The sequence below is a fragment of the Paenibacillus donghaensis genome (genome assembly GCF_002192415.1).
Classification (GTDB): domain Bacteria; phylum Bacillota; class Bacilli; order Paenibacillales; family Paenibacillaceae; genus Paenibacillus_AQ; species Paenibacillus_AQ donghaensis.
In genome coordinates this window covers 3720154-3742479 of record NZ_CP021780.1, presented here as the reverse complement: position 1 = coordinate 3742479, position 22326 = coordinate 3720154, and the positions used below count along the sequence as shown (strand labels likewise).

24 protein-coding genes, 1 tRNA gene and 1 pseudogene are annotated in these 22326 nt (G+C 49.1%); 24 read left to right on the top strand and 2 right to left on the bottom strand.

Translation table 11 applies throughout. From position 1 onward, the window contains the following. The first annotated feature begins 182 nt into the window (after window positions 1-182). The 14 genes from B9T62_RS16690 to B9T62_RS16625 all read left to right on the top strand — a co-directional run bounded on the left by B9T62_RS16690 (window position 183) and on the right by B9T62_RS16625 (window position 13019). On the top strand, window positions 183-1700 hold the full coding sequence (locus tag B9T62_RS16690; protein WP_087916298.1) for a carboxypeptidase M32: 1518 nt from the start codon (window positions 183-185) through the stop codon (window positions 1698-1700). 91 nt (window positions 1701-1791) lie between these two features. Then, window positions 1792-2436 carry a PAQR family membrane homeostasis protein TrhA gene (trhA, locus tag B9T62_RS16685; protein WP_087916297.1) on the top strand — a complete coding sequence of 215 codons (645 nt, stop codon included), beginning with the start codon at window positions 1792-1794 and terminating at the stop codon, window positions 2434-2436. Window positions 2437-2588: 152 nt separating this feature from the next. Further along, on the top strand, window positions 2589-2945 hold the full coding sequence (gene ylxM / locus B9T62_RS16680; RefSeq protein WP_087916296.1) for a YlxM family DNA-binding protein: 357 nt from the start codon (window positions 2589-2591) through the stop codon (window positions 2943-2945). 21 nt (window positions 2946-2966) lie between these two features. Continuing rightward, a complete protein-coding gene (gene ffh, locus B9T62_RS16675; protein ID WP_087916295.1) occupies window positions 2967-4355 on the top strand; it encodes a signal recognition particle protein in 1389 nt (462 codons plus the stop codon). Between the two features lie 334 nt (window positions 4356-4689). Next, entirely contained in the window at window positions 4690-4962 is a 273-nt protein-coding gene (gene rpsP, locus B9T62_RS16670; protein WP_087916294.1) for a 30S ribosomal protein S16, read from the top strand. Between the two features lie 22 nt (window positions 4963-4984). Next, window positions 4985-5215: a KH domain-containing protein gene (locus B9T62_RS16665; RefSeq protein WP_087916293.1), complete on the top strand. Its 231-nt coding sequence runs from the start codon at window positions 4985-4987 to the stop codon at window positions 5213-5215. Between the two features lie 92 nt (window positions 5216-5307). Further along, complete coding sequence (gene rimM / locus B9T62_RS16660) at window positions 5308-5832, top strand: ribosome maturation factor RimM (RefSeq protein ID WP_087920299.1); 525 nt, start codon at window positions 5308-5310, stop codon at window positions 5830-5832. After that, window positions 5832-6599: a tRNA (guanosine(37)-N1)-methyltransferase TrmD gene (trmD, locus tag B9T62_RS16655; RefSeq protein ID WP_087920298.1), complete on the top strand. Its 768-nt coding sequence runs from the start codon at window positions 5832-5834 to the stop codon at window positions 6597-6599. The genes rimM and trmD overlap by 1 nt, the downstream gene beginning before the upstream one ends. Window positions 6600-7501: 902 nt before the next feature. Further along, the gene (locus tag B9T62_RS16650) at window positions 7502-8281 is read left to right on the top strand and encodes a CPBP family intramembrane glutamic endopeptidase (protein ID WP_087916292.1); all 780 of its coding nucleotides are present in this window, start codon (window positions 7502-7504) and stop codon (window positions 8279-8281) included. 31 nt (window positions 8282-8312) lie between these two features. Beyond that, window positions 8313-9473, top strand: a complete 1161-nt coding sequence (locus tag B9T62_RS16645) for a sensor histidine kinase (protein ID WP_169834395.1) — start codon at window positions 8313-8315, stop codon at window positions 9471-9473. Next, on the top strand, window positions 9473-10129 hold the full coding sequence (locus B9T62_RS16640; protein ID WP_087916290.1) for a response regulator transcription factor: 657 nt from the start codon (window positions 9473-9475) through the stop codon (window positions 10127-10129). Before B9T62_RS16645 ends, B9T62_RS16640 begins: the two co-directional genes overlap by 1 nt. Window positions 10130-10493: 364 nt before the next feature. Next, window positions 10494-11486 (top strand): YiiG family protein, encoded by a 993-nt coding sequence (locus tag B9T62_RS16635; protein ID WP_087916289.1) that lies wholly within the window; start codon window positions 10494-10496, stop codon window positions 11484-11486. Between the two features lie 471 nt (window positions 11487-11957). After that, window positions 11958-12031: transfer RNA gene (locus tag B9T62_RS16630), tRNA-Pro, on the top strand. Window positions 12032-12170: 139 nt separating this feature from the next. Beyond that, window positions 12171-13019, top strand: a complete 849-nt coding sequence (locus B9T62_RS16625) for a P-loop NTPase family protein (RefSeq protein ID WP_087916288.1) — start codon at window positions 12171-12173, stop codon at window positions 13017-13019. A gap of 104 nt (window positions 13020-13123) precedes the next feature. On the opposite strand, the gene B9T62_RS39135 is transcribed toward B9T62_RS16625, so the two are convergent. Continuing rightward, window positions 13124-13300, bottom strand: coding sequence for a hypothetical protein (locus B9T62_RS39135; RefSeq protein WP_157793862.1), 177 nt, complete (start codon window positions 13298-13300; stop codon window positions 13124-13126). 215 nt (window positions 13301-13515) lie between these two features. Here B9T62_RS39135 and B9T62_RS16620 point away from each other — a divergent pair, with 215 nt between their 5' ends. Beyond that, complete coding sequence (locus tag B9T62_RS16620) at window positions 13516-13749, top strand: hypothetical protein (protein ID WP_087920297.1); 234 nt, start codon at window positions 13516-13518, stop codon at window positions 13747-13749. A 95-nt stretch (window positions 13750-13844) separates the two neighbouring features. Here the strand turns inward: B9T62_RS16620 and B9T62_RS16615 are convergent, their stop codons facing one another. Then, entirely contained in the window at window positions 13845-14804 is a 960-nt protein-coding gene (locus tag B9T62_RS16615) for a DUF4097 family beta strand repeat-containing protein (protein WP_087916287.1), read from the bottom strand. Window positions 14805-15140: 336 nt separating this feature from the next. Here B9T62_RS16615 and B9T62_RS16610 point away from each other — a divergent pair, with 336 nt between their 5' ends. The 9 genes and pseudogenes from B9T62_RS16610 (at window position 15141) to B9T62_RS16570 (ending at window position 22270) form a co-directional block, all read left to right on the top strand. After that, window positions 15141-15425, top strand: a complete 285-nt coding sequence (locus tag B9T62_RS16610; protein ID WP_087916286.1) for a hypothetical protein — start codon at window positions 15141-15143, stop codon at window positions 15423-15425. A 146-nt stretch (window positions 15426-15571) separates the two neighbouring features. Beyond that, on the top strand, window positions 15572-15916 hold the full coding sequence (gene rplS, locus B9T62_RS16605; RefSeq protein ID WP_087916285.1) for a 50S ribosomal protein L19: 345 nt from the start codon (window positions 15572-15574) through the stop codon (window positions 15914-15916). 228 nt (window positions 15917-16144) lie between these two features. Then, complete coding sequence (gene lepB / locus B9T62_RS16600) at window positions 16145-16765, top strand: signal peptidase I (protein ID WP_087916284.1); 621 nt, start codon at window positions 16145-16147, stop codon at window positions 16763-16765. A gap of 38 nt (window positions 16766-16803) precedes the next feature. Then, window positions 16804-17664, top strand: coding sequence for a ribosome biogenesis GTPase YlqF (gene ylqF / locus B9T62_RS16595; protein ID WP_087916283.1), 861 nt, complete (start codon window positions 16804-16806; stop codon window positions 17662-17664). Between the two features lie 487 nt (window positions 17665-18151). Then, the gene (locus B9T62_RS16590) at window positions 18152-18778 is read left to right on the top strand and encodes a ribonuclease HII (RefSeq protein WP_425436655.1); all 627 of its coding nucleotides are present in this window, start codon (window positions 18152-18154) and stop codon (window positions 18776-18778) included. 75 nt (window positions 18779-18853) lie between these two features. Beyond that, entirely contained in the window at window positions 18854-21055 is a 2202-nt protein-coding gene (locus B9T62_RS16585) for a hypothetical protein (protein WP_087916281.1), read from the top strand. Beyond that, window positions 21052-21350: pseudogene (locus B9T62_RS16580) on the top strand (EscU/YscU/HrcU family type III secretion system export apparatus switch protein). Before B9T62_RS16585 ends, B9T62_RS16580 begins: the two are co-directional and overlap by 4 nt. Continuing rightward, window positions 21347-21733 (top strand): YraN family protein, encoded by a 387-nt coding sequence (locus B9T62_RS16575; protein WP_087916280.1) that lies wholly within the window; start codon window positions 21347-21349, stop codon window positions 21731-21733. Before B9T62_RS16580 ends, B9T62_RS16575 begins: the two are co-directional and overlap by 4 nt. Before the next feature lie 123 nt (window positions 21734-21856). After that, the gene (locus B9T62_RS16570) at window positions 21857-22270 is read left to right on the top strand and encodes a hypothetical protein (protein ID WP_087916279.1); all 414 of its coding nucleotides are present in this window, start codon (window positions 21857-21859) and stop codon (window positions 22268-22270) included. Window positions 22271-22326 lie beyond the last annotated feature (56 nt).

Below are 22326 nucleotides of genomic sequence, written 5' to 3'. Positions count from 1 at the left end.
GCGAGTGGTTGTAGATTGATCTTTTTTCATGTAGGTGAAGGTAGGTAGCTATTTCGAAAAACATATATTCTATGCAGCTTTGACTCGTATTAACTATTTTCCTGTAGGTGCTGTTGATTATACTTATTTAAAAAAGTATCATCAAGAGGAGTGGGAAAATATAGAAAGCAGGTGTCTCTGGAATGGAAGAATCTATTAAGTTAGAGTGGGAGAAATTCAGCAAGTATTTATTGAAAATGAGCGGGTATCTTGAAGCGATCAGTCTGCTTCACTGGGATCTGCGTACCGGTGCTCCGCGCAAAGGTGTGGAAGTGCGTTCAGGAACACTCGGTATGCTCAGCGGAGAACTGTTCCGTCTGGAAACCTCTGAGGAAATGGGAGCGTTCACCGAGCTGTTCAGCCGTCCTGAAGTGATGGAGCAGCTAAGCAGCGTGCAGAACAAGATCGTCAAGGATTGCCGCAAGGAGTATGAGCGCAGCAAGAGTATTCCCGCTGAACGGTATGAAGAATACTCGAAGCTGTCTGCCCACGCCCAGACCATCTGGGAAGAAGCGAAGGAGAATAATGATTTCGCCAGCTTCGAGCCTTTTCTAAGCCAAATCGTTGCTTTCAAACAAGAGTTTATTGATTACTGGGGTGTCAAAAATACCCGTTATGACACATTGCTCGATATGTATGAGCCTGATTTGACTGTGACCGAGGTGGATGCCATCTTCTCCCGGCTGCGCAACCGTCTGGTGCCGCTAGTAGAGGCGATTTCGGCTTCGCCGAACAAGCCGGACACCAGCTTTTTGCAGCAGATCTTTGACAAGGAGCAGCAGCAGAAATTCAGCCTCTTCATTCTGGGGCAGATGGGTTACGACTTCGAAGCGGGCCGTCTTGATGAGAGTGTGCATCCGTTTGCCACCGGCTTAAGTCCGGGAGATGTGCGTATTACTACCCACTATCTACAGGATAATTTGCCCAGTGCGGTATTCAGCTCCCTTCATGAAGGCGGACATGCGCTATATGAGCAGAACGTCAGCCCTGACCTTGTAGGCACTGTGCTTGCCGGAGGCACATCCATGGGTATCCATGAATCCCAATCCAGACTGTGGGAGAATATGATCGGGCGCAGCCTGCCTTTCTGGGAACGTTATTATGGTGATCTGCAGCAGCATTTCCCGGAACAGCTGGCCAATGTGGAGCTGGTGGATTTCTACCGTGCCATTAACAGTGTAGGGAATTCATTCATCCGTACCGAATCCGACGAGTTGACTTATAATCTGCACATTATTGTCCGTTATGAAATCGAGAAGCTTATTTTCAATGAAGGGCTTAGCGTTCAGGAGCTGCCAGAAGTGTGGAATGCCAAATATCAGCAGTACCTTGGAATTACGCCTCCGTCAGATCAGCTGGGTGTGCTGCAGGATGTACATTGGTCGGGTGGAGACTTTGGTTATTTTGCCTCATACTCCCTGGGGAATATGTATGCCGCACAGATGATGCACACGCTGCGCAAAGAGATGCCTGAGCTGGATGAATTAATCGCTGCCGGCAATCTGCTGCCGATCAAGGAGTGGCTGACAGAGAAAATTCACCGTCATGGCCGCGCCCTTACCCCTGCGGAGATCATTCTGGAGGTAACTGGAGAGCCACTGAACCCCGATTATCTGGCCGATTACCTGGAAGCCAAATACACCGAGCTCTATAAACTGTAAGCAGGGATAAGGCGGAATATGCCTGCAGTAGTGGAATGCCTCCCGTGAAACGGATATAATAGAAGAAAACCGCAAACGGAAGGATTTGGGTATGGCTAATACACATACGTACAGCCGCAAGGAAGAGGTGGCTAACGCAATCACGCATGGCTTAGGTGCCGTTCTAAGCGTGGCTGCGCTGGTGCTGCTTATTGTTTATGCCAGTCTGAATGGGACGGCTTGGCATGTAGTCAGCTTCACCATCTATGGCACAACCATGCTGCTGCTGTATTTGAACTCGACACTTGTGCATAGTCTCAGGGAAGGCAAGGCGAAGGATTTCTTCGAATTCCTTGACCATTCCTCGATTTATTTGTTTATCGCCGGGACGTACACCCCGTTTATGCTGGTGGCGATCCGCGGTACGCTGGGCTGGACGCTGTTCGGTATAGCCTGGGGTGTGGCGGTGTTCGGGATATTCTTCAAGGCGTTCTTCGTCAAAAAATTCCTGTTCATGTCCACCATCTTCTACATCGCCATGGGCTGGATGATCGTGATTGCCTGGAATCCGCTGGCTGCAGTCATTCCGGCTACCGGGATGATGCTGCTGATGGCAGGCGGGCTGCTGTACACATTGGGAACCGTATTTTATGTGTGGCGGGGATTCCCTTTCCATCATGCCGTATGGCATATGTTCGTTCTCGGAGGAACGGTAATTCACTTCTTCGTAGTGCTGATTTATCTGCTGCCACTGTAACAGTTTACCCCAAAGCGGAGCATCTATAATGGGTGCTGCGGCAAAGAATAAGATGACAAGTAAAAAAGCTTGACATCTTTCTTTGTTTTCGGTATCATAAGGGACGTTGTGAAGGTGTAAAGTGTTTGTCCTTGACGAAGGGAGTGCCCTTAATGAGTCAGGAGAATAGGCTCGAGAAGACGAACCGAATTAACTTATTGTTTGCCTTTTATGAACGGCTGCTTACGGATAAGCAGCAAACGTTCCTTAAATATTATTTTCATGATGATTTCTCCCTGGGAGAGATTGCCGCTGAATTTGAAATCAGCCGTCAGGCCGTGTATGAGCATATTAAGCGGGCTGAGCAGGTGCTTGAGAATTATGAAGATAAACTTGGCCTGCTGGTCAAGCATGAGAGCCGCAACAAGTATCTAGAAGAACTGCGCAGACTGCCGGATGATGGGATGCTGCCTGAGCAATATAAACTGCGGTTCGCGGATATCGTGGATCGTTTGCAGAGGTTGGAGTAGCATGAAGGGAGAAAGCTGCATATGGCGTTTGAAGGTTTAACCGGAAGATTGCAGAATGTGTTCAGCAAGCTGCGCGGCAAGGGCAAGGTTTCCGAAGATGATGTAAATGAAGCAATGCGTGAAGTGCGGCTGGCGCTGCTCGAAGCGGACGTTAACTTTAAGGTCGTCAAGGATTTCGTATCCAAGGTGAAAGAGAAATCGGTCGGCAAGGAAGTAATGGACAGCTTTACTCCCGGCATGGTTATTATCGACATCGTAAACAAGGAATTAACTGATCTGATGGGCGGGAGCCAGGCGAAGCTGGCGAAGTCGAACAAGCCGCCGACAGTCATTATGATGGTAGGTCTGCAAGGGGCGGGTAAGACAACCACCTCCGGCAAGCTGGCCAAGCTGCTGCAGAAGGGCAACAGCCGTCCGCTACTGGTAGCGGCTGATATATACCGCCCGGCTGCGATCAAGCAGCTCCAGGTGCTCGGTGAGCAGATTAAGGCTCCGGTGTTCTCCTTGGGAGATCAGACGAGCCCGGTAGAGATTGCCAAGCAAGCCGTGCAGCATGCCAAGGACAACAGTCTGGATTATGTTATTATCGATACCGCAGGCCGCCTGCATATTGATGAAGAACTGATGGAAGAGCTGAAGCAGATCCACAGTTCCGTCAACCCTGACGAGGTGCTGCTGGTTGTCGATGCGATGACCGGTCAGGATGCCGTCAACGTAGCCGACAGCTTCAACAAGCAGCTGGAGCTTACCGGCGTCGTGCTGACGAAGCTGGATGGCGACAGCCGCGGTGGTGCCGCGTTGTCGGTTAAGGCGGTTACCGGCTGCCCGATCAAGTTCGCCGCTCTGGGCGAGAAGATCGATGCGCTGGAGCCGTTCCATCCGGAGCGGATGGCTTCCCGTATCCTTGGTATGGGTGATATGCTGTCGTTGATCGAGAAGGCCCAGGCCAATATTGACACCGACAAAGCCAAGGAAATGGAACGTAAGATGCGCAATGCCGAATTTACGTTCGATGATTTCCTGGAACAGATGGATCAGGTCAAGAAGCTGGGTCCGATCGATCAGATTCTGGATATGCTGCCTGGCATGAACAAAGCCAAGGGCATGAAGGACCTGAAGGTCGATGACAAGCAGATGGGCCGCGTAGAGGCGATTGTGCATTCCATGACCAAGACGGAGAAACGTCAGCCTGAGATCATGAATCATAACCGCCGCAAGCGGATTGCTGCCGGCAGCGGCACCTCGGTTGCCGAGGTCAACCGCCTGATCAAGCAATTCGACGAGATGCGCAAGATGATGAAGCAGTTCTCCGGAATGATGGGCGGAGGCGCCGGTGGTAAGGGCGCGAAGAACGCCATGAAGCAGCTCAAGGGTCTTGGCGGCAAGGGCATGAAGTTCCCCTTCCGTTAAGGTGTTTTGATCTAAAGGTTCGTTTCGATCTGACATTGTACAACATCAGAAGATCCAAGGGGTCTTGACCTTAATCTTTTGACCTTAATCTCTTAGTCTTAGTTTTCACTCTTGTGTTTGCAGGGTTTCAACCCGTATCTATATACCGCAACAGTTAAGCGTGTCCCGTCAGGGACGTAAAGCGATCATGCTCCCAACTTCCCAAGCGCCATCCACCAGAACTCCCACGCCAATTGCACTTAGCGGGAGTCCAGAGGGTGCAGCCCTTTGGGGCCCTCCCTTGGCTAAGGGAGGGTTTGGGAGGGATCGAAACTATTTTAAGGAGGTGAATTTCGTGGCAGTACGTATTCGTCTGAAAAGAATGGGTGCACATAAAGCGCCTTTCTATCGTCTAGTGGTTTCCGATTCCCGGTCCCCTCGTGACGGTCGTTTCATCGAGGAAATCGGTTATTATAATCCGATCGAACAACCGGCAGTAGTAAAGATCGATGAAGAAAAAGCTCTTAAATGGCTTCAAACAGGTGCGCAAGCATCGGATACCGTCCGCAACTTGCTTTCCAAAGCTGGCGTGATGAAGAAGTTCCATGAGTCAAAGCTTCAGAAATAATGACTGAATGCGAGGGTCCTCTATGGAAGAATTAGTTGGAGTTATTGCTAAGGCTTTAGTGGATCATCCAGAGGATGTGGCTGTGCGAATCGTGGAGAAGGAACACCTGGTAGTCTATGAACTGTCCGTACATCCTGATGATGTAGGGAAGGTTATAGGCAAACAGGGACGAATTGCCAAAGCGTTGCGTACAGTGGTCACATCGGCAGCAGTCAAGAGCGATAAACGCGTGACAGTAGATATTTTATCTTAAATGAAACGCACAAGGAGGGGCTAGGGATGTATATCCTGGCTCTTTTTTGTTCAAATATAAGAAAAGAAACCCATCCCAAAGGAGCGAAGCAGATGGCAGAAGAATTAACCGTAGGCCGCTTGGTGAATACGCATGGCATACGTGGTGAGATTAAGGTATTGTCCCATACCGATTTCCCGGACGTCCGGTTTGCTGCAGGCAAAAAGTTGATCGTAATCCCGGCAGACGGCAGCCCGAGATTTGAGGTTACCGTGGAATCGTCGCGTGAGCATAAAGGCACCTTTATCGTCAAGCTGAACGGCTATACCAACATTAACGAAGTGGAGAAATACAAAGGCAGCATGCTGAAAGTACCTGGAGATGATCTGGTCGAGCTGCCGGAGAATGAATATTATTTCCATGAGATTGTGGGCTGTGAGGTCTACACCGATGAAGCGGGAAGCGAGCCGCTCGGAACGATCACTGAAATTCTGCAGCCGGGTGCAAACGATGTGTGGGTGGTAAAGCCTTCCAAAGGCCAGGATATTCTGATCCCGGTGATCAATGACGTAGTGCTGGATGTGGATATTCCCGCGAAGCGGATTACCGTTCATATTATGGAAGGGCTGCTTCCATGATCCGGATTGATGTGCTGACCCTTTTTCCGGAAATGTGTGAAGGGGTGTTCAGCACCAGTATTCTCGGCAAAGCCCGTGAGAAGAATATCGTCTCACTGAATACCGTTAATTTCCGCGACTTCTCGGGGAACAAACATAACAGCGTGGATGACACGCCTTACGGCGGGGGAGGGGGGATGGTGCTGAAGCCTGATCCGATCTTCGCTGCAGTGGAGCATGTGCTTGCAGGAGCCTCCGGCAGCCCTGAGGTGAAGCCCAGGATTATACTGATGTGTCCGCAAGGGCAGACATATACGCAGTCGATAGCCGAGGAGCTGGCCCGGGAAGAGCATCTGATCTTTATCTGTGGCCATTATGAAGGCTACGACGAGCGGATCAGGGAACACCTGGTCACGGACGAGCTGTCGATTGGTGATTACGTGTTGACTGGCGGTGAGCTGCCGGCGCTTACGGTGATTGATTCAATCGTCCGATTGCAGCCCGGCGCGCTGGGCAACGAGACGTCCGCTGTTTCAGATTCCTTCAGTACGGGACTGCTGGAGTATCCGCATTATACCCGCCCTGCGGAGTTCCGTGGCTGGAAGGTGCCCGATATCCTGGTGAGCGGACATCATGCCAACATTGAGGTGTGGCGCAGAGAACAGGCGCTGCAGCGTACGCTGCAGCGCAGGCCGGATCTGCTCGATACGGCAGAGCTAACCCCCAAAGATAGAAAAGTGCTGGAACGTCTGAAGCGCGAGACACAACCTGAACAAAATTTAACTTAAATAGTCATATCCGGGACCTTCTTGACGTACCTTACGTTGAGGAGGTTTTTTTGTGCGGAAATACCTAAAACAAATTTCTGTAAAATAGGCATTTAGGTGCGTTGAAGTTCTGGGAAAAGGGTAATAAGAAGAGGTGCCGCACTATTAAACAGCGCAGCATAAGATGCAGCAAGCGTAACTATCGAAAGGAATGAACTTAAGGTGAACACGAAGACGCAGGAAGAATATAAGCCAAACGTGGATGTTGTCCATACAGAAGCGGAGCCGCTCCGCACGGTCAGCGATATTATCGATTTCTACACGAATCGTAAATCGTAGACCTGAATCTTATAAATAAAAGGTAACCCATATAAGTCTGAGCGATCTTGATCAACAAAGAGGATAGCCGCGGAAGTCCGCGGCTATCCTCTTTGTTGATTTCAGCTGTATTAGACGCACGATGCGTCATTGAGCTAACGGGCAGGTTTGCGTAGCGGGTACCATTTCATTTTTCCATAACTGACTAAGGTGGAACCTAAATATAGTGGACCTAAATGACAAGTGGTAATTATTCTTTCATCACTTGTTGTTCATTGATTACTTTTCTAGCCAATAGAAAAGTTTAAACTGCATGCCGACAAATCGTTTAGCGTATTGAACAATCTTGTTGGCTGAAATGGTCAACTTCAATCTAACCACTGTGTATATGTGGTAGTTATGACACAAAGGGATTTGAAACGATTGAGAAGAAAATCGCACAATAAGCACATCATTAAGACCCTCTTTCCTTCGGCACGATGCTTTTTGTTTCACTAACATTTTCAGATGTTATCCAGGTTTATGACGATCGTCACTTATCACATGACGGTCTTTTTTAATATATTTACTACGGGAAATATATTTGTCAAGAAGGAGTGGGAAGGTTGAATAACGAAACAGTAATCAAGCAGTATAGTGTTGGCAAAATATTGGGTTTATGGGCTTTAGTCACGTTGCCGATGTTCTTTATTCGATTCGGACTGATGCCGTTTCTGGTGCCAATCGTCAGTTTTCATCCGCTTATTCTCTTTTGGATGCTCATGATTGTCGGTATGATCTGGCAGTTTGTACTATCTGTCATTCTCTTGAAAAGAGAACTGGGTAATTTAAGCTGGGGGAAGCTGAAAAAAAGACTGTGGCTGAATCATCCGGTTCATCCGAAAAGGTTTAAAGTCTACAAAGTCGCTTATTCATTCACGATTCCGATCATTCTATACGCTTTTTTCTTTCAAAACTCAGGTTTGTTCCAGTTTGTAGGAGAAGCGCTCAACCGGCTTTTCCCGTTTATGGCTCCTCCGGAGTATACAAAGATACAAAATCTGATGGCTCCTGAATTTGTCGGTGCCTGGTATCTGCTCGGTATTGCGCTTGTTAGTTGTTTGTTTAATTATTTACTGGGAGAAGAGTTGTTCTTCCGTGGCGTTCTGCTGCCGCAGATGAAGGGAGCCTTTGGAAGATGGGATTGGGCCATGAACGGCGTTTTGTTCGCTTTTTACCACCTGCATAAAATAACGGATATTCCTATGATTCTCATCGGATCGATTTTTTTCGGCTTTTTAAATGTCAGATATCGCAGCTTTTGGCCATCCGTCATCATTCATGGGGTGGAAGCCATACCAGTGCTTCTAGGCGTTATTGCAGCCATTCTAGGAATCGTGCTGTGAAGTGAGCGATTTCTAAAGGATGTGTGGTTTCATGAATATTTCAACAGTTCATACACTAAGCAATACGAAAGTATCGAGATTATTTTTCTATGGACTGGCATGCTCTTACGTGGTCCTGCTATTGCTTTACTTTGTTTTATCTCAATATAAAGGCTTTATGGTTGTTACGTTCCTGATCGGGCTCTATTTCTTAAGACACTCGAAACGAGTGTTAAATCATCCCGAGTATCATCCCATTGTAGCCGTATCCCCGATTGTCGAAATCGTTCTCCTCTTTCTTCTATTCCTGGGAAGCGGAACAGAAATCGAGAGTATCGTATTTGTTCTCTTTATTGCGGATCTTCTCTTGCACTACAAGTCGTGGTATGCTTTTCCGTTTGCCTATGGTGGATATTTAGCCTACATTTTTTTGTGGTCACCAGGCGGAGAAGATTTATGGCGGAATATGTTCCATATTTTGAGCTATTCGTTTTTGGTAATACCAATTTGGAGCACCAAGCTGCTGCTCAATCAAAGGGATATGAACCTTCGATTAAACGAATCTTTGATCCAGGAAGCTAGAACGAGAGAAGAGATGGCGGCATTAAAAGAGAGAACGCGGATTGCGGAAGAAGTTCATGATACGGTGGGACACACGTTAACTACAGCGATCGTCGCCCTTGAGGGAGCCCAACTGCTCTTCGATAGAAAACCGGAGGAATCTCTTCGGAAGATCCTCATCGCACGCGAGCAGCTGAAGCAAGGACTCGGCAATATCCGTCAGGTTGTCAAAACATTAAAAGCAAAGGAAGGGACTATTGGCGACTTGGGGCTTAAGGAAGGAATACAGAAGATCATGACCGATACTGAGAAGCAGACGGGCGTTCAATTTATTTTGCATTATGAGGAAGTCACCCATCTAATCTCTCTTCAGAAGTATGTCATGATCAACTTCATAAAGGAATCGATTACCAATGCGCTAAAACATGGCAAAGCAAGTGCAATTGAGATCTCTGTCCTTGAGCAGCAAGATACGATTCATATTATGGTAAAGGACAATGGAATCGGCAGCGATTCATTCATATATGGGTTTGGTCTGAAATCGATGGAAGAAAGAATTGAGGCCATCGGAGGTCAATTGAGTGTGCAAAGTGAGCCTATGAAGGGATTTGCACTCCATGTCCGGATGCCTGTTGCAAGGGGGGACGGTTAATGGATAGCGATCGCAAAATCAGCGTCATGCTTGTGGATGATCATAAAATTATGCTTGAAGGTCTGGAAACTTTGCTTTCGATAAGATCGGAGATAGAGATCGTTGGGACGGCTCAAACCGGCGAAGAAGCGCTTGAACGGCTTCACTCGGTTGTTCCGGATGTCATCCTGATGGACATCCGCATGCCGGGTATGGGAGGCGTAAAGGCAACCGAAGCCATTAAGGAGCTCCACCCACATGTGATCATACTCATCTTAACGACCTTCGACGATGATGAGTATATCATAGAGGCTTTATGCAACGGAGCTTCCGGTTATTTGCTTAAAGACATCGATGGAGAGAAGCTTGTTCAATCCATCGATGAAGCGCTTTCCGGAAATTTGCTGCTTACTGGTAAAGTGGCAAAAAAGCTTGCTCTCAATATCCACAATAAGAACAGCGGGTTTGAAAAAGCAGGTAAGGAACTTGAGCTAACGCAAAGAGAACTTGACCTTGCAAGGCTGCTTATAGAGGGATACAACTCAAAGGAAATTGCCGAAAAATTATTTTTGACTCAGGGAACGGTAAAGAACTATTTAAGTGACATTTATACCAAGATCGGTACCAATGACCGGGCTAAAGCAGTCTTGTTATTAAAAAGATATTTATTAACATGAGAACAGTGATACACCGCATGCAATCCGGGGAACGAAGTTACCGCGCGATTTGTTCAGCTATATCTTGTAACAAATTGAACCACTTGTCAGATTTCGTCCTATTGAAAGTTGCATATTATGCGGCTTTTTTTGATTTTATGGGTTTTGTCGCCTTATCATACTCATGTTAAGAATTTTGCTACTCAAGACTCAAGACCTATTCACCAAATAATTCTAAAATTGAATAGATGTGTTTCACAATCAACATTGATATGCGGCGAAGAGGGAATTTAATCGACCAGAAGAGACCAGTTGTTCTCTCTCCTATTCAGACATCTTACAAAAGAAAAGCACGTTAAATTACTCAGTCGGAGGAATCACTATTTTGAGAAAGCTATCATTCGTTATTGCCATTATCATGTTAGGTGCAATGTTATCCGCTTGTTCTGCTATTACATCCACCGTGGATCAAGCGCCTGCAGGCGTTACGTCCGGCGAGAGCAAAGAAATCGATAAATACAATGCGTATGTGATGCTGAATAACTTGATGACAGGCAGAATCAATGAGGTTCTGGTTCATTATTTCGAGAAGTTCGGAGTTGATACACAGCCTGTAATCGAGAAGAACTTCAGCTTCATCATGCTCGGCGTTGCTGAAACTGAGCGGGAAGTTGTTGATAAAGCGAACGGCTATACCGCAAGCCAACCTGCTTTTGCGAACGCAGACCCCGTAGTGATCAAGCTGACACCGGTCATCAAAGATCTGTTGTCCGTCCTGGACGATATGAAAGCCTACTATGATACAAGAGGCTACGTGGATGATGATTTCGCAAAAGGAAAACAGCTGCATACCAAGCTGGTAAGTGCCAATCTCGCTTATGAGACTGTTGCCAAACAATACTTCACGGCTTTGCAAAAATTGGGTAACGAGCAGCGTCTGGCTGAACTGCAAAAACTCAAGGATTCAGACCAGCAGATCAGGTATAATGCCTTGAAGTTCATGATAGATGCCGAGGCTACGGCCATTGAAATGGATGAGCAGGGAATCACCGCCGACAATGTGCTGCAGCTTGATATGACGAAGTTTAAAGCCAAATACGACATCATGACCGCAGATCTGAGTGCGCTCATGACCATCTCAAAAGACAAGAAACGAATTCAAAAAGAAGGGATTAACAGCTTCAGTATCGAGAGCTATGTTGATTCAGCCACTGAGGCAAAAGCGGCCGCTTCGAAAATCATTGAACGCATCAATAAGAAGGAACCTGTATCTGATTCTGACCTGAACGTCCAGTTCCTGAACACTACGGATGGTACACCTGAGAATTTCAATTATCAGCTAAGCAAGGCAGTCGAACGATATAATGAAATGAATTAAGTGTGTCTAACGATTGGGGCTGCGAAATCAAATACGGAGTTCCGGTAACGAACAAGCCTTATCCGCGAATGGAACGCGGATAAGGCTGTAGCAACGATTCTAGGGAAAGAAAAGTAATGGTGGAGAGGCGAAGAATATTTGATTGAAGAATTACGCTAACAATAAACCAGCGGTAGTCTAGGACTAATTTTCTCAGCCATAATTAAGAACATGAAAAAGACCGTCCGAAGACGGTCTTCTCTACCCGAGGCGCAAATTAAAAACTTGATCCGTATCCCGCGCCACCAAGGCTAACAATCAGCCATTAGTTCGGGTAAAAAATTCATAGAAATAAAATGAGATAAAACATCTTAAATGATTACGTTTACAAATTGCCTTATTTTCTACTTGAACCGGAGACGATTCTGCGGTATATATAAATATAGAGTGTTACCCAGCTGATTTCCTTATGGGAGCAGCATACATATCTGTCGGGGTATAGCGCAGCCTGGTAGCGCGCACCCTTGGGGTGGGTGAGGTCGCAGGTTCAAATCCTGTTACTCCGATTTTCTTTACGTATCAAGGTTTGAGCCGCTTTTAAGGGCGGTAGGCTGCGACAGAAAAATAATGGACAAAAAGTAGACCATTTACCTTCAGGGGCGGTCTACTTTTTTTCTAATGATCAAGCATGGAGGGATGTACAGAATGAGACCTAAAGTCATACTTGTGGAAGGACTGCCCGGATTCGGCAAATCGACGACAGCTCAACTGGTCTACGAGATTCTGGTGGAACACAAAGTGGAGGCCCATCTGTTTGTGGAAGGAAATCTGGAGCATCCTGCGGATTACGATGGCGTGGCTTGCTTCGAAGAAGCTGAATACGAGCAATTTCTGCACAGCTATGCTAAATACAACGAGTTAATCAGTAATTTTACTAGGACATATGAAGGCCATTATTTGCTCGAGTACCGCAAAATGAGCAATGAACAGAATACCGAGCTCCCCTGGGAATTGCTTGACATAGCCTCCCGCAAGGATATGTATGAGCTGCCGCTGGCAGACAACAGACAATGGATTATAGCGAAATGGCGCCAGTTTGCGCAGCAGGCATCTCGTGAAAACGTGACTTATATTTTTGAATGTGCGTTTATTCAGAACCCGGTGACTGTGGGGATGATTAAATACGATGCCCCCGAGCAAGAGGTAGCAAGTTATGTTGCAGAATTGGCAATGCAGGTAGAGGAGCTGAATCCGTTATTAATTTATGTCCAGCAGCAGCATCTGGAGCAAGCGTTCCGTAAAGTTGTTCAAGAAAGGCCGAAAGAATGGTCTGAGGGGTTCATGGAGTATTACACGACTCAAGGTTTCGGAAAAAATCGCGGGTACAGCGGTTTGGAGGGGACTTTGCAGGTACTGAAGCATCGTCTGGAACTGGAGCAAAGGATCTACGAGAGCTTGGACCTGGCCAAGATTAAGGTGGACAACTCTGCTTATGACAGAAAACATTATAAGGATGTGTTGACCGGTCTGCTATCAGCATATCTTCATAAGTAATAAGTTACTCTGCCTAAGTGAACCTACAGCAAAACGCCCCCAGGTGGAATCCGGTACCGGGGAGCGGTTGGATAAGCAATTTATTTCGTTAGACACGGCTGCATTCAATGTTTGCGGGTCAGCTTAATGGCGCCGGTAACCAGCGCATAGAGCGCGGTGACAGTGAGAATGGTGACAGCCCAAGGGTAATTACGCACCGTATAAGTCAGCGAAGATAAAATAATAAACAAAGTTATGCGCAAAATGCCTTTATTAATAAATCTTTTACCCGTTGCACTCATAATCTCAGCCTCCCTGTTTAGCTTTACACTATAAATTATGACATTTTTATGAACAAAAATCTATACAATTATATATAACCGTGTTGCGAAGGAATCATGCATCCTGCAAAAAAAGTATTTAATCCTTTCATATCACAGGCGGGTGTCACTTAGCCGTTACCGGCATATCCCACTCCTCATAAAATACAGCATTACGAAGGAGGAGGAGGGTTATGGTGGAAGCTTATTACAATTGCTTGAGCTGCAAGAACAAAAAGGTACGGATACTGACCATCCATGGACAGCAATATGAAGGTGTAGTCATGGATGTGGACCGCAACAACGTCTATCTGAGAACAGAGCAGAGAGGTACAGTGAATACGTCGGGGTATTATCCTTACGGCAATCCTTATGCCAATCAGATTCTGACCTTAAGCTTGTTCACCCTGTTGGCCATTGCTTTAATTTAGACTCAGTAGAGCTGCCTCATTAGCAAAAAAAAGGGTGCTCCAACAGCCGTTAATCCGGCTCTGGAGCACCCTTTGTGCAAATATAAGACTGGAAATCACTCAACAGTGATTGAACCAATGTCTGTAGATAGATCAATCAGCGGTCCGCCTCCGTTAATCTGGCTGTTGCCTTTCTTGGCGCCAGTGATTTTTCCAATATCACTGTTGGCCGACAGGTCATATTTCAGACTGGACTCAAGCATAGCGTTAATCCGGCCAACATCACTTTCGGCCTTGAGACTGCTGCTTGCATCCATGGCTGTGATATCCAGATCAATACTGCCTGTATCGGACTTCACAGTAGATTTGCCCATAATCTGAGCGGAATTGAGAGTGATGCTACCTACGTTGCTGACGATTGTATAAGTGCCATCCAGATCGCTAAGCTCAATATTGCCCACATCATTTGTGATTTTGAACGTGTTCATGCTTTCCGGAATTTGAATGTCATAGCTGATCTTGAATTCGGAGTAGCCGTATTTTTTTTGCGCCCAGTGCCATAAATCCTGATTGGGTTTGTCTTTGGAGCGGGTGGATACCTCCAGTGTATTGCCCTCTGTTTCCAGTGAGATCACAGCATTCTCAAGAATATCCTCAATGTTCGCTTCATGTGATGAGCTGTTATGCATTAGCAGGCTGGCATTTACAGAAATGGTATCACCTTGGGTACTGCTGACCGCGATAGTTCCAACGGCATTATTCATTTCTAGCACCGAAGCGTCGCCGATCTTCTGGGAAGCCGATAGCTCTTGGCTAATACCTTCCTCTGACATGACTTTAACTACCTTATCCGTCACTTTGCCGGCAGCTGTTTCTACACCTTTATTTACAAGATCGGCTACCTCGGCAATCTCCTGATTTACCGCTTCTTTTAAGGTTTGTTTACCGTCTTCGGAAGCAGCGTATTCGCTGTTCTCCGCAGTGTTGGTTTTGCCGGGCAGCTCCGTGCAGCCGGCTAGCATGATCATGGACATGACTGTAGCAGCTGCTAGCAGTGGGGTGAGTTTTTTGTTCATATGGAATAGACCCTCCTAATTATTTCTGTATGGGTAATTCAATGTTGCTTCATGTTTGCTGTTTATGTATAAATAAATTATATACGGTGGGAAAAAATTGAAAAAGAGGCTGGGGACGGGTTCGCTACCTGGACCTAAGGCCAGTTCCTACTCCGGCGCCACTACATTTCGATTTCCGGTTGTGCTAAAATAAAGGTAGCATAAGCAGTGCTGCACACATCCAGCTGCAGGCTGCCAGTCCATGTACGGAAGAGTAAGTAGAGACACGCCTTTGAACTGAATATTGGGCGGTCTATCTATTGTAATAAGGCAATTTAGAGGAGTGGAGGAAGCCGAATGCTGTATGCAGCATTGATCGTGTTGGGGGTACTGGTTATTTTTTATGTGATGACCCGCACCCGTAGAGTGGATGAGCCCGGCAGCAGCAAAGCACGCACAAACAATGTGATCTCAATGGAGAGTCACCGCAAGGCCAAGCAAATTTCTGAGATACAGCCCTGCTCCTCCTGCAAAAAAAAGAACGGCAAACTAATTTTTTATGCCCAGGATAATGGGACGGTAGTTGGTTTATGCAAGGATTGCCAGACCAAAGCCAAGAAGCGGGATATGCTCCCGCTCTGATCCGCAAAAAAAGTTGTATAAGCCCGTTAGTTATGGTATTATTATTTCTGTTGTGTGGAATACGGTGGTCCTCTGCGGATAATGATGGAGAGCATGGTTCTCTCCGGAAGAGGCAAGAACACCTGTACGGAAGGAGGAAGTCCCTAATGAATATCCTACAAGAAATTACACAAGAGCAGCTTCGCAAAGATATCCCGAGTTTTCGCCCGGGTGACACTTTGAAAGTGCATGTAAAAGTTATCGAGGGAACTCGTGAGCGTATCCAGTTGTTCGAAGGCGTTGTAATCAAACGTCGCGGCGGTGGAATCGGTGAGACTTTTACGGTTCGTAAAATCTCTTACGGTGTTGGTGTGGAAAGAACTTTCCCAATCAACTCGCCTAAACTTGAGAAGATTGAAGTGACTCGCCGCGGTAAAGTCCGTCGTGCTAAACTTTATTACCTTCGTGAACTGCGCGGTAAAGCAGCAAGAATTAAAGAAATCCGCCGCTAGAATTGTGGCAAAGGGAAGGGGCTTGAGTTCAAGCCCCTTTCGTTTTATCATTAGACACCTTCTGGTAAGGTGTTTCCCAAAAACAGAACACAATGCAACATACATATATATAGCACTGGGGAACGGCTTCTCCGAAAAGGCCTCCTGAAGGAGTATCTGAGGAGGGTTTTTGGCAGGAGTTTTTTTGTATGTTTTGGTACAAGTACCCTAAAGATAGGACGGTGGATTATGCAGCAGGATTTGCCGCAGGGAACCGGTGAGACTGTAGAGTCAAGCGGGAAGAACCCTCGTAAGCAGAAGAATGAAGTGCTGGAATGGATCAAGGCTATAGCCATTGCATTAGTACTGGTTGTGCTGATCCGCTGGCTGTTGTTTAAACCTTTTATCGTAGATGGATCTTCCATGAAACCAAATTTTCATACAGGTGAGCGGGTCATTGTGAACGAAATCCTGTATGACATCAGATCGCCGCAGCGTGGCGAGGTCGTGGTATTCCATGTGCCATCAGAGGGCCGGGATTTCATCAAGCGGGTAATCGGCGTTGCCGGGGATACCGTGAAGGTGGAAGGTGATGTCGTAACTGTAAATGGGCAGACTGTAGACGAGACCTATATACAGGATGAACTTGATGCTGCGCGCAGCAACGGTACATTATACAACAACAAGAATTTCCCCAATGAAGATTTCACCGACGGCACAGTGCCGGAGGGTCACGTCTTTGTAATGGGAGATAACCGTTCAGACAGTACAGACAGCCGGATGATCGGCTATGTGCCGCTGGATGATATTGTCGGCCGTGCGGATCTGATCTTCTGGCCGGTGAAGGATATTTCTTTTATTAATCACTAACAATAACAAGCAGAACGAAGTCAAAGGAGGTGACGGCAATGGCCATTCAATGGTTTCCTGGTCATATGACGAAGGCAAGGCGGCAGATCGAGGCCAAGCTTAAGCTGATAGATGTTGTAATTGAATTGCTCGATGCCCGTCTTCCGCTTTCCAGCCGCAATCCGATGATTGACGATATTTTGCGGGACAAGCCAAGGCTGATATTGCTGAATAAAGCGGATCTGGCCGATCCGGAGGCTACACGGAAGTGGTTGGCTTATTTCAAGGCAGAGGGTCATCTTGCCCATCCTGCGGATGCATCGACGGGTACCGGAGTGAAGGAAATTCCCGAGCAGGTCAAGATGCTGCTGAAGGAGAAGATTGACCGCCAAATTGCCAGAGGCATGAATCCGCGTGCGATGCGCGCACTCATCGTCGGAATTCCGAACGTTGGCAAGTCTACACTGATTAACAAGATGGCCGGCAGGCATATTGCGGCTGTAGGCGACCGCCCGGGTGTAACCAAAGGCCAGCAATGGATCAAAACCGGCGGCAACCTTGAGCTTCTGGACACACCAGGGATTCTCTGGCCGAGGTTTGAGGACCAAGAGGTGGGCTACCGGCTGGCGGTAACCGGAGCCATCAAGGAAGAAATCCTGAACATTGAAGAAATTGCCTTCTATGCTGTGAAATATCTGGTCAAGGATTACGGCTCCAGATTCCAGGAGCGCTTCGGGATTGAGAAGCTGCCTGAGGATCTGGAGAATCCCGACGAGATCGTAGCGGTGATGGAAGCGGTAGGTCGTAAACGCGGCTGCCTGATCAGCGGCGGCCGGGTCGATCTGGAGAAGGCCTCCCGTGTACTGCTGCATGAGCTGCGCGCCGGCAAGCTGGGCCGTTTTACACTGGAAACGCCATAAACAGTAGCAGAGCGGAAGCCATATAGAGCTGCTGGAGCCGTCCCGAGGGTTGGGGCGGCTTTTTTTGTGCTGGCTGAATGGAACTGGTGCGGCGGCTAGCTGTATTTCGTGCAGCTATTTCGGGCAGAACACCGGCACAAATGAATTTAAGTGTATTTGGTGCAGCTATTATTAGCTGAAATGAGGCTATATGCTGAAGTGGGTGATTTTAAATGTATGAAATACAGTTATATGCCGAGGAAGCGTCAAATCTGCGAATTTAAATGTACGTAATACACTTATATCCTTAAGCCTACTTTGGTTAGCCGCTGTTCATAGCTGCCTGATGTTAACTGAGTGTCTTGCATTAAGATATAGCTAATTCTTGTTAGCTTGCGGAACTTTTTTCACAGAAATAGTATAAGTATTAAGACGGATGCCGTGGCAAGCCGAGCTATGGTGCTGGCATGTACAGGATTGTGGATAAATCATAATGGTGGTGGAAGAATTGAGTACAGTGGATATGTTGTTGTATGAAAAAGAGTGTTGGGAGCAAGCTTACTGCCGTATAGCAGGTGTAGATGAGGTCGGCAGAGGCTGCCTGTTCGGAGATGTGATTGCAGCAGCGGTAATTCTGCCCGAAGGGCTTATTATTGAAGGCGTGGATGATTCCAAGAAGCTTAGCGCCAAGAAGCGGGATGCCTTATATGAGCTCATTCTGGAGCAGGCGCTCGCTGTGGGCATCGGGCAGGTGGATTCGAATGTGATCGACGATATTAATATCAAACAGGCATCACGGCTGGCAATGAAGATTGCTATAGAAGGACTCTCTGATCAGCCGGACTATATTCTGGTGGATGCCGAGAAAGTGGATATTCCGCTGCCGCAGCGGGCGATTATTAAAGGTGATGCCAACAGCCAGTCCATTGCTGCGGCTTCTATCGTGGCTAAAGTGACGCGCGACCGCTTATGCGAAGGGGCATGGGAGGAATTATACCCGGACTACGGGATTGCCATACATAAAGGCTACGCAACCAAGCTGCACCGCGAGCAGATAACCTCTCTGGGTCCCACTCCGATGCACCGGCGCAGCTTCTTGGGAAGGATTCTGGCCGAACAGCAGACGCTCTTTTAGGGGCGGAATGCTTATAAAAGCGGTAGGAATACCGATATAGTAGGAAGAGACAACATGGAGGGAGGCGGTAGGGTTATGAATATCGGTTCAATGATTCGCGGGCTGCTTGGCGAAAGCAAGCCAGGAGAAGCTAAGTCTGTAGAGTTGAAGGAAGGCCAGATCGTGCGCGGTGTGGTACTGAGTGTTTCAGAAACCGGCAAGGAAGCGGTAGTTCAGATTCAGGGCACATCTGTACGGGCGGAATTGGAAACGCCTTTGCAGCCGGGTCAAACCCTGAATCTGCAGGTAGCACCGCCAGGAGAAAGCGGATTGCCTGTCTTGAAGCCGGTCTCCCTCGGCGAAGCGGCCATGCTCTCTCCCCAGAGTATGGGAGAGGCGCTGGAAAAGCTGGGTCTGGCGAATTCCAAGGCCGGGCGTGAGATCGTGCAAGCCATGCAGTCAGCGGGTGTGGCACTGACCCCGGAAACGGCAGCGAAGCTGGATGCGGTGATGAATGCCAAGCCGCCCGGAGTTCCGGCAGCGCAATGGCTGGAAGCAGCCGTTATCTCCGTGAAGAGAGGTCTGCCTGTAACTGCGGAAAGTGTGAAGGGGCTGCAGCAGGCGGTGTTTGGCCCACAGCTGCATCAGCTGCTGAGTACGCTGGAGGAGCAGCTGACACTGTGGACAGCACAGATGGAGGAGTCCCCTGGACCTGCTGCCAATAGTGGTGCTGGAGGCAAACCTGCAGCATCGACAGCCGTTGCAGAAGGTGTGGCAGGTGCGATCTCAACGGGTAATGTGTCCGGTGAGGAAGGCGATACTGCGGCAGTACGCAGCGGACAAGCAACGGCAGCCACACCTTCGTCTGCCGACGCAGGCGAAGATGCGGCTGCAGCGAAAGGCCTTGCTGCTGCAAGAGCCGGAGAAGCAGCTAATCCTGAGGGTGTAAGAGCGGGAAGCTTGGGAGCTCAGACAGCTGATGACACTGTGGGAGCAAAGGCAACTGGTGTGCCAGGCGAAGCTACGTTAGCTGGCAGAGATGCTGAAGCCGGGGCAAGAACTGGGGCAGGAGCAAATGCAAGTGCTGCGTTAGCCAGCGGGGATGCTGAAGCCGGATCGAGAGCAGCGCCAGCAGGTGGCAATGCTCAGGCAGGAGGAAGTGCTGAAGAAGGCGGCGAAGCTGAAGCCGGGTCGAGAGCTGCCTTGGCACGTGGAAACGCTGAGGCAGGGGCAAGAGCTGCAGTAGGCGGAGCTGCTGAAGCCGGATCGAGAGCTGCCTTGGCAGGTGGAAACGCTGAGGCAGGGGCAAGAGCAGCAGTAGGCGGAGCTGCTGAAGCCGGATCGAGAGCTGGTTTGGCAGGTAGAAACGCAGAGGCGGGAGCAAAAGTTGTGGCAGGCGGAGCTGCTGAAGCCGGATCGAGAGCTGGTTTAGCGGGTGGAAACGCTGAAGTTGCTGCAAGTACAGCGGCCGGCAGAGCTGCCGCCGCACCTGGCGGAGCTGCCCTGCTGGCGAAGCTGCAGGGCGTACTGCACGAGCTGCGCGCTACGCTGCCGCAGCTAGCCCCCACCCCTGCGGCTAGCTCGCCGCAGGAACCCGCCCCGGCTGCTGCGGTGCAGCAGCCGGCAGGCGCGCCATCACCCACGGCAGAGACGTGGGTGGGGCGCGTGCTGAAGCTGCTCGGTGCGGAGCACGAGCAGCTGGCGGTGCGCGGCGCAGGCAACGCCGCGGCGCAGGGCGTGCCTGCCGCCGGGGAGGCGGAGGGCACGCTGAAGGGCGTGCTGCTGCAGGTGATAGGCAGCAGCGAGGTGCCGCCCGCGGTGAAGGAAGCCGCGGGCCAGCTGGTGCAGCAGCTGACAGGCCAGCAGCTGCTGCTGAATACAGACCGGACGGCACCGTTTGCCCAGGTGACCCTGTTCCTGCCGCTGAATGGGCCGGACGGGCGTGAGACCGCCTCGGTGCATATCCAGTCCAGACGGGGGCGCAAAGGTGAGCTGGACGCGGCCAACTGCCGCCTGTGGTTTGATCTGGACATGAAGCAGCTTGGCCAGACACTGGTCGATGTGCAGGTGGTAGACCGGATGGTCAACCTGAAGCTGCACAACAATGAACCCTGGGTGCTGGAGCTGCTGGAGCAGCGGCGCGAGGAGATCAAGAGCGCCGTGGAGTCGATTGGCTACCAGCTGTCCGGACTGCGGACCGAACCGCTGCCTGAGCTGTCAGCTGCGGCTGGAGCAGTTCAGGCCAAGCTGGCGGATTATGTTCCTGATTCTTACCAAGGAGTGGATTTCCGCATATGAATGAATCGGAAGAGCAGATTCCGCAGAGCCTTAAAAAAGCAGTAGCGCTAAAGTACACCCCCGGCAGCGATGCGCCGGTAGTGGTAGCCAAGGGGCGAGGCGAGATTGCGGACAATATCCTCCAGAAGGCCAGGGAGAACGGAGTTGCCGTCCAGGAGGATGCTGCACTGGTTGAGGTGCTGTCCAAGCTGGACCTTGACCAGCAGATCCCCCGGAGCTGTACCAGCTGGTGGCGGAAATTCTCAGCTTTGTGTATCAGAGCGACCGCAAGGCCGGGGAGCGAAGTCTGACATGAGAGAACCTGTCCCGCCGCAGAGATATAACCGCAAGCAGAAAGGAGCGGCTGCCGAAGCGGCAGCGGTTCTTTATCTGACTTCTTTGGGTTATGTCATTCTGGATCAGAACTGGCGCTGCCGCAGCGGAGAACTGGACATCGTGGCGCAGCATGAAGACCGGCTAGTAATTATTGAGGTGCGCAGCCGGGGTGGCAGCCTGCTTCAGGGTACACCCGCCGAATCGGTAGACAGCCGCAAAATCCGGCAGGTTCGACGCACAGCGCAGCTCTATATCCTCAGTAAGGGACAGGAGGCGCGCGAGGTCGTGTTTGATGTGATCACAGTGCTGCTGAATGATGATTTAAGCATAACCTCGCTGGGCCATATCCGTGAGGCTTTTTGAAGACGGCCTTTGCACAAAAAAGAAGCTGTTTACATAAGAACATCTACTGTGGGTCATTCCTTTAAAGAAATGGGTAAACATAAGTGTGAGTTTTTGCATGTCATCTTGAGGAGGGCTGCCCGAATGAAGAAGGAACCTTTTGAGATTCAGGTAAACTTTACCTGTCAAAATTGCCAGCAGAAGATCGAAGTGGAATTCGGGGGAGAGCCCTTATCAGTCGTCTGCTGCGCCCAATGCCATACAACCTTCACTGTAATGAGGCCGGCTATCGCCGAGGAGATATTGATTGATTGGGAGAACGAAGCGTTGTACCAGAAAATCCGTGCAGAGAAGACGCTTAGCAGCAACAGCAGTCTCCTGGCGCTTGTGATTAGAGTGATTGAACTGCTGACTTGGCGGGACAAAGGCAATGGACAAGTTGAGGCGATTAAAGAAATGCGCAGCTGGCTGATTGAGAATGAAGAGACTCCGCCGATTGCGGAGCTGATCCAGAGCGACGTGAACCAGCGTTCCCCGAAGCGGGATTGGAACAGGTAATGGTTTGGAAGGCGGTTCTGAGTATCCTTGTTGTCAAAGGAAATTCAGAACCCTTT

Coding starts and splice junctions, on each gene's coding strand:
- rimM (WP_087920299.1), top strand. CDS start 5,308: ATGGCAGAAGAATTAACCGTAGGCCGCTTGGTGAATACGCATGGCATA.
- trhA (WP_087916297.1), top strand. CDS start 1,792: ATGGCTAATACACATACGTACAGCCGCAAGGAAGAGGTGGCTAACGCA.
- ylqF (WP_087916283.1), top strand. CDS start 16,804: ATGGCCATTCAATGGTTTCCTGGTCATATGACGAAGGCAAGGCGGCAG.
- B9T62_RS16640 (WP_087916290.1), top strand. CDS start 9,473: ATGGATAGCGATCGCAAAATCAGCGTCATGCTTGTGGATGATCATAAA.
- B9T62_RS16610 (WP_087916286.1), top strand. CDS start 15,141: ATGCTGTATGCAGCATTGATCGTGTTGGGGGTACTGGTTATTTTTTAT.
- B9T62_RS16575 (WP_087916280.1), top strand. CDS start 21,347: ATGAGAGAACCTGTCCCGCCGCAGAGATATAACCGCAAGCAGAAAGGA.
- lepB (WP_087916284.1), top strand. CDS start 16,145: ATGCAGCAGGATTTGCCGCAGGGAACCGGTGAGACTGTAGAGTCAAGC.
- B9T62_RS16570 (WP_087916279.1), top strand. CDS start 21,857: ATGAAGAAGGAACCTTTTGAGATTCAGGTAAACTTTACCTGTCAAAAT.
- B9T62_RS16625 (WP_087916288.1), top strand. CDS start 12,171: ATGAGACCTAAAGTCATACTTGTGGAAGGACTGCCCGGATTCGGCAAA.
- B9T62_RS16585 (WP_087916281.1), top strand. CDS start 18,854: ATGAATATCGGTTCAATGATTCGCGGGCTGCTTGGCGAAAGCAAGCCA.
- B9T62_RS16645 (WP_169834395.1), top strand. CDS start 8,313: ATGAATATTTCAACAGTTCATACACTAAGCAATACGAAAGTATCGAGA.
- ylxM (WP_087916296.1), top strand. CDS start 2,589: ATGAGTCAGGAGAATAGGCTCGAGAAGACGAACCGAATTAACTTATTG.
- B9T62_RS16665 (WP_087916293.1), top strand. CDS start 4,985: ATGGAAGAATTAGTTGGAGTTATTGCTAAGGCTTTAGTGGATCATCCA.
- rplS (WP_087916285.1), top strand. CDS start 15,572: ATGAATATCCTACAAGAAATTACACAAGAGCAGCTTCGCAAAGATATC.
- B9T62_RS39135 (WP_157793862.1), bottom strand. CDS start 13,300: ATGAGTGCAACGGGTAAAAGATTTATTAATAAAGGCATTTTGCGCATA.
- B9T62_RS16690 (WP_087916298.1), top strand. CDS start 183: ATGGAAGAATCTATTAAGTTAGAGTGGGAGAAATTCAGCAAGTATTTA.
- ffh (WP_087916295.1), top strand. CDS start 2,967: ATGGCGTTTGAAGGTTTAACCGGAAGATTGCAGAATGTGTTCAGCAAG.
- B9T62_RS16615 (WP_087916287.1), bottom strand. CDS start 14,804: ATGAACAAAAAACTCACCCCACTGCTAGCAGCTGCTACAGTCATGTCC.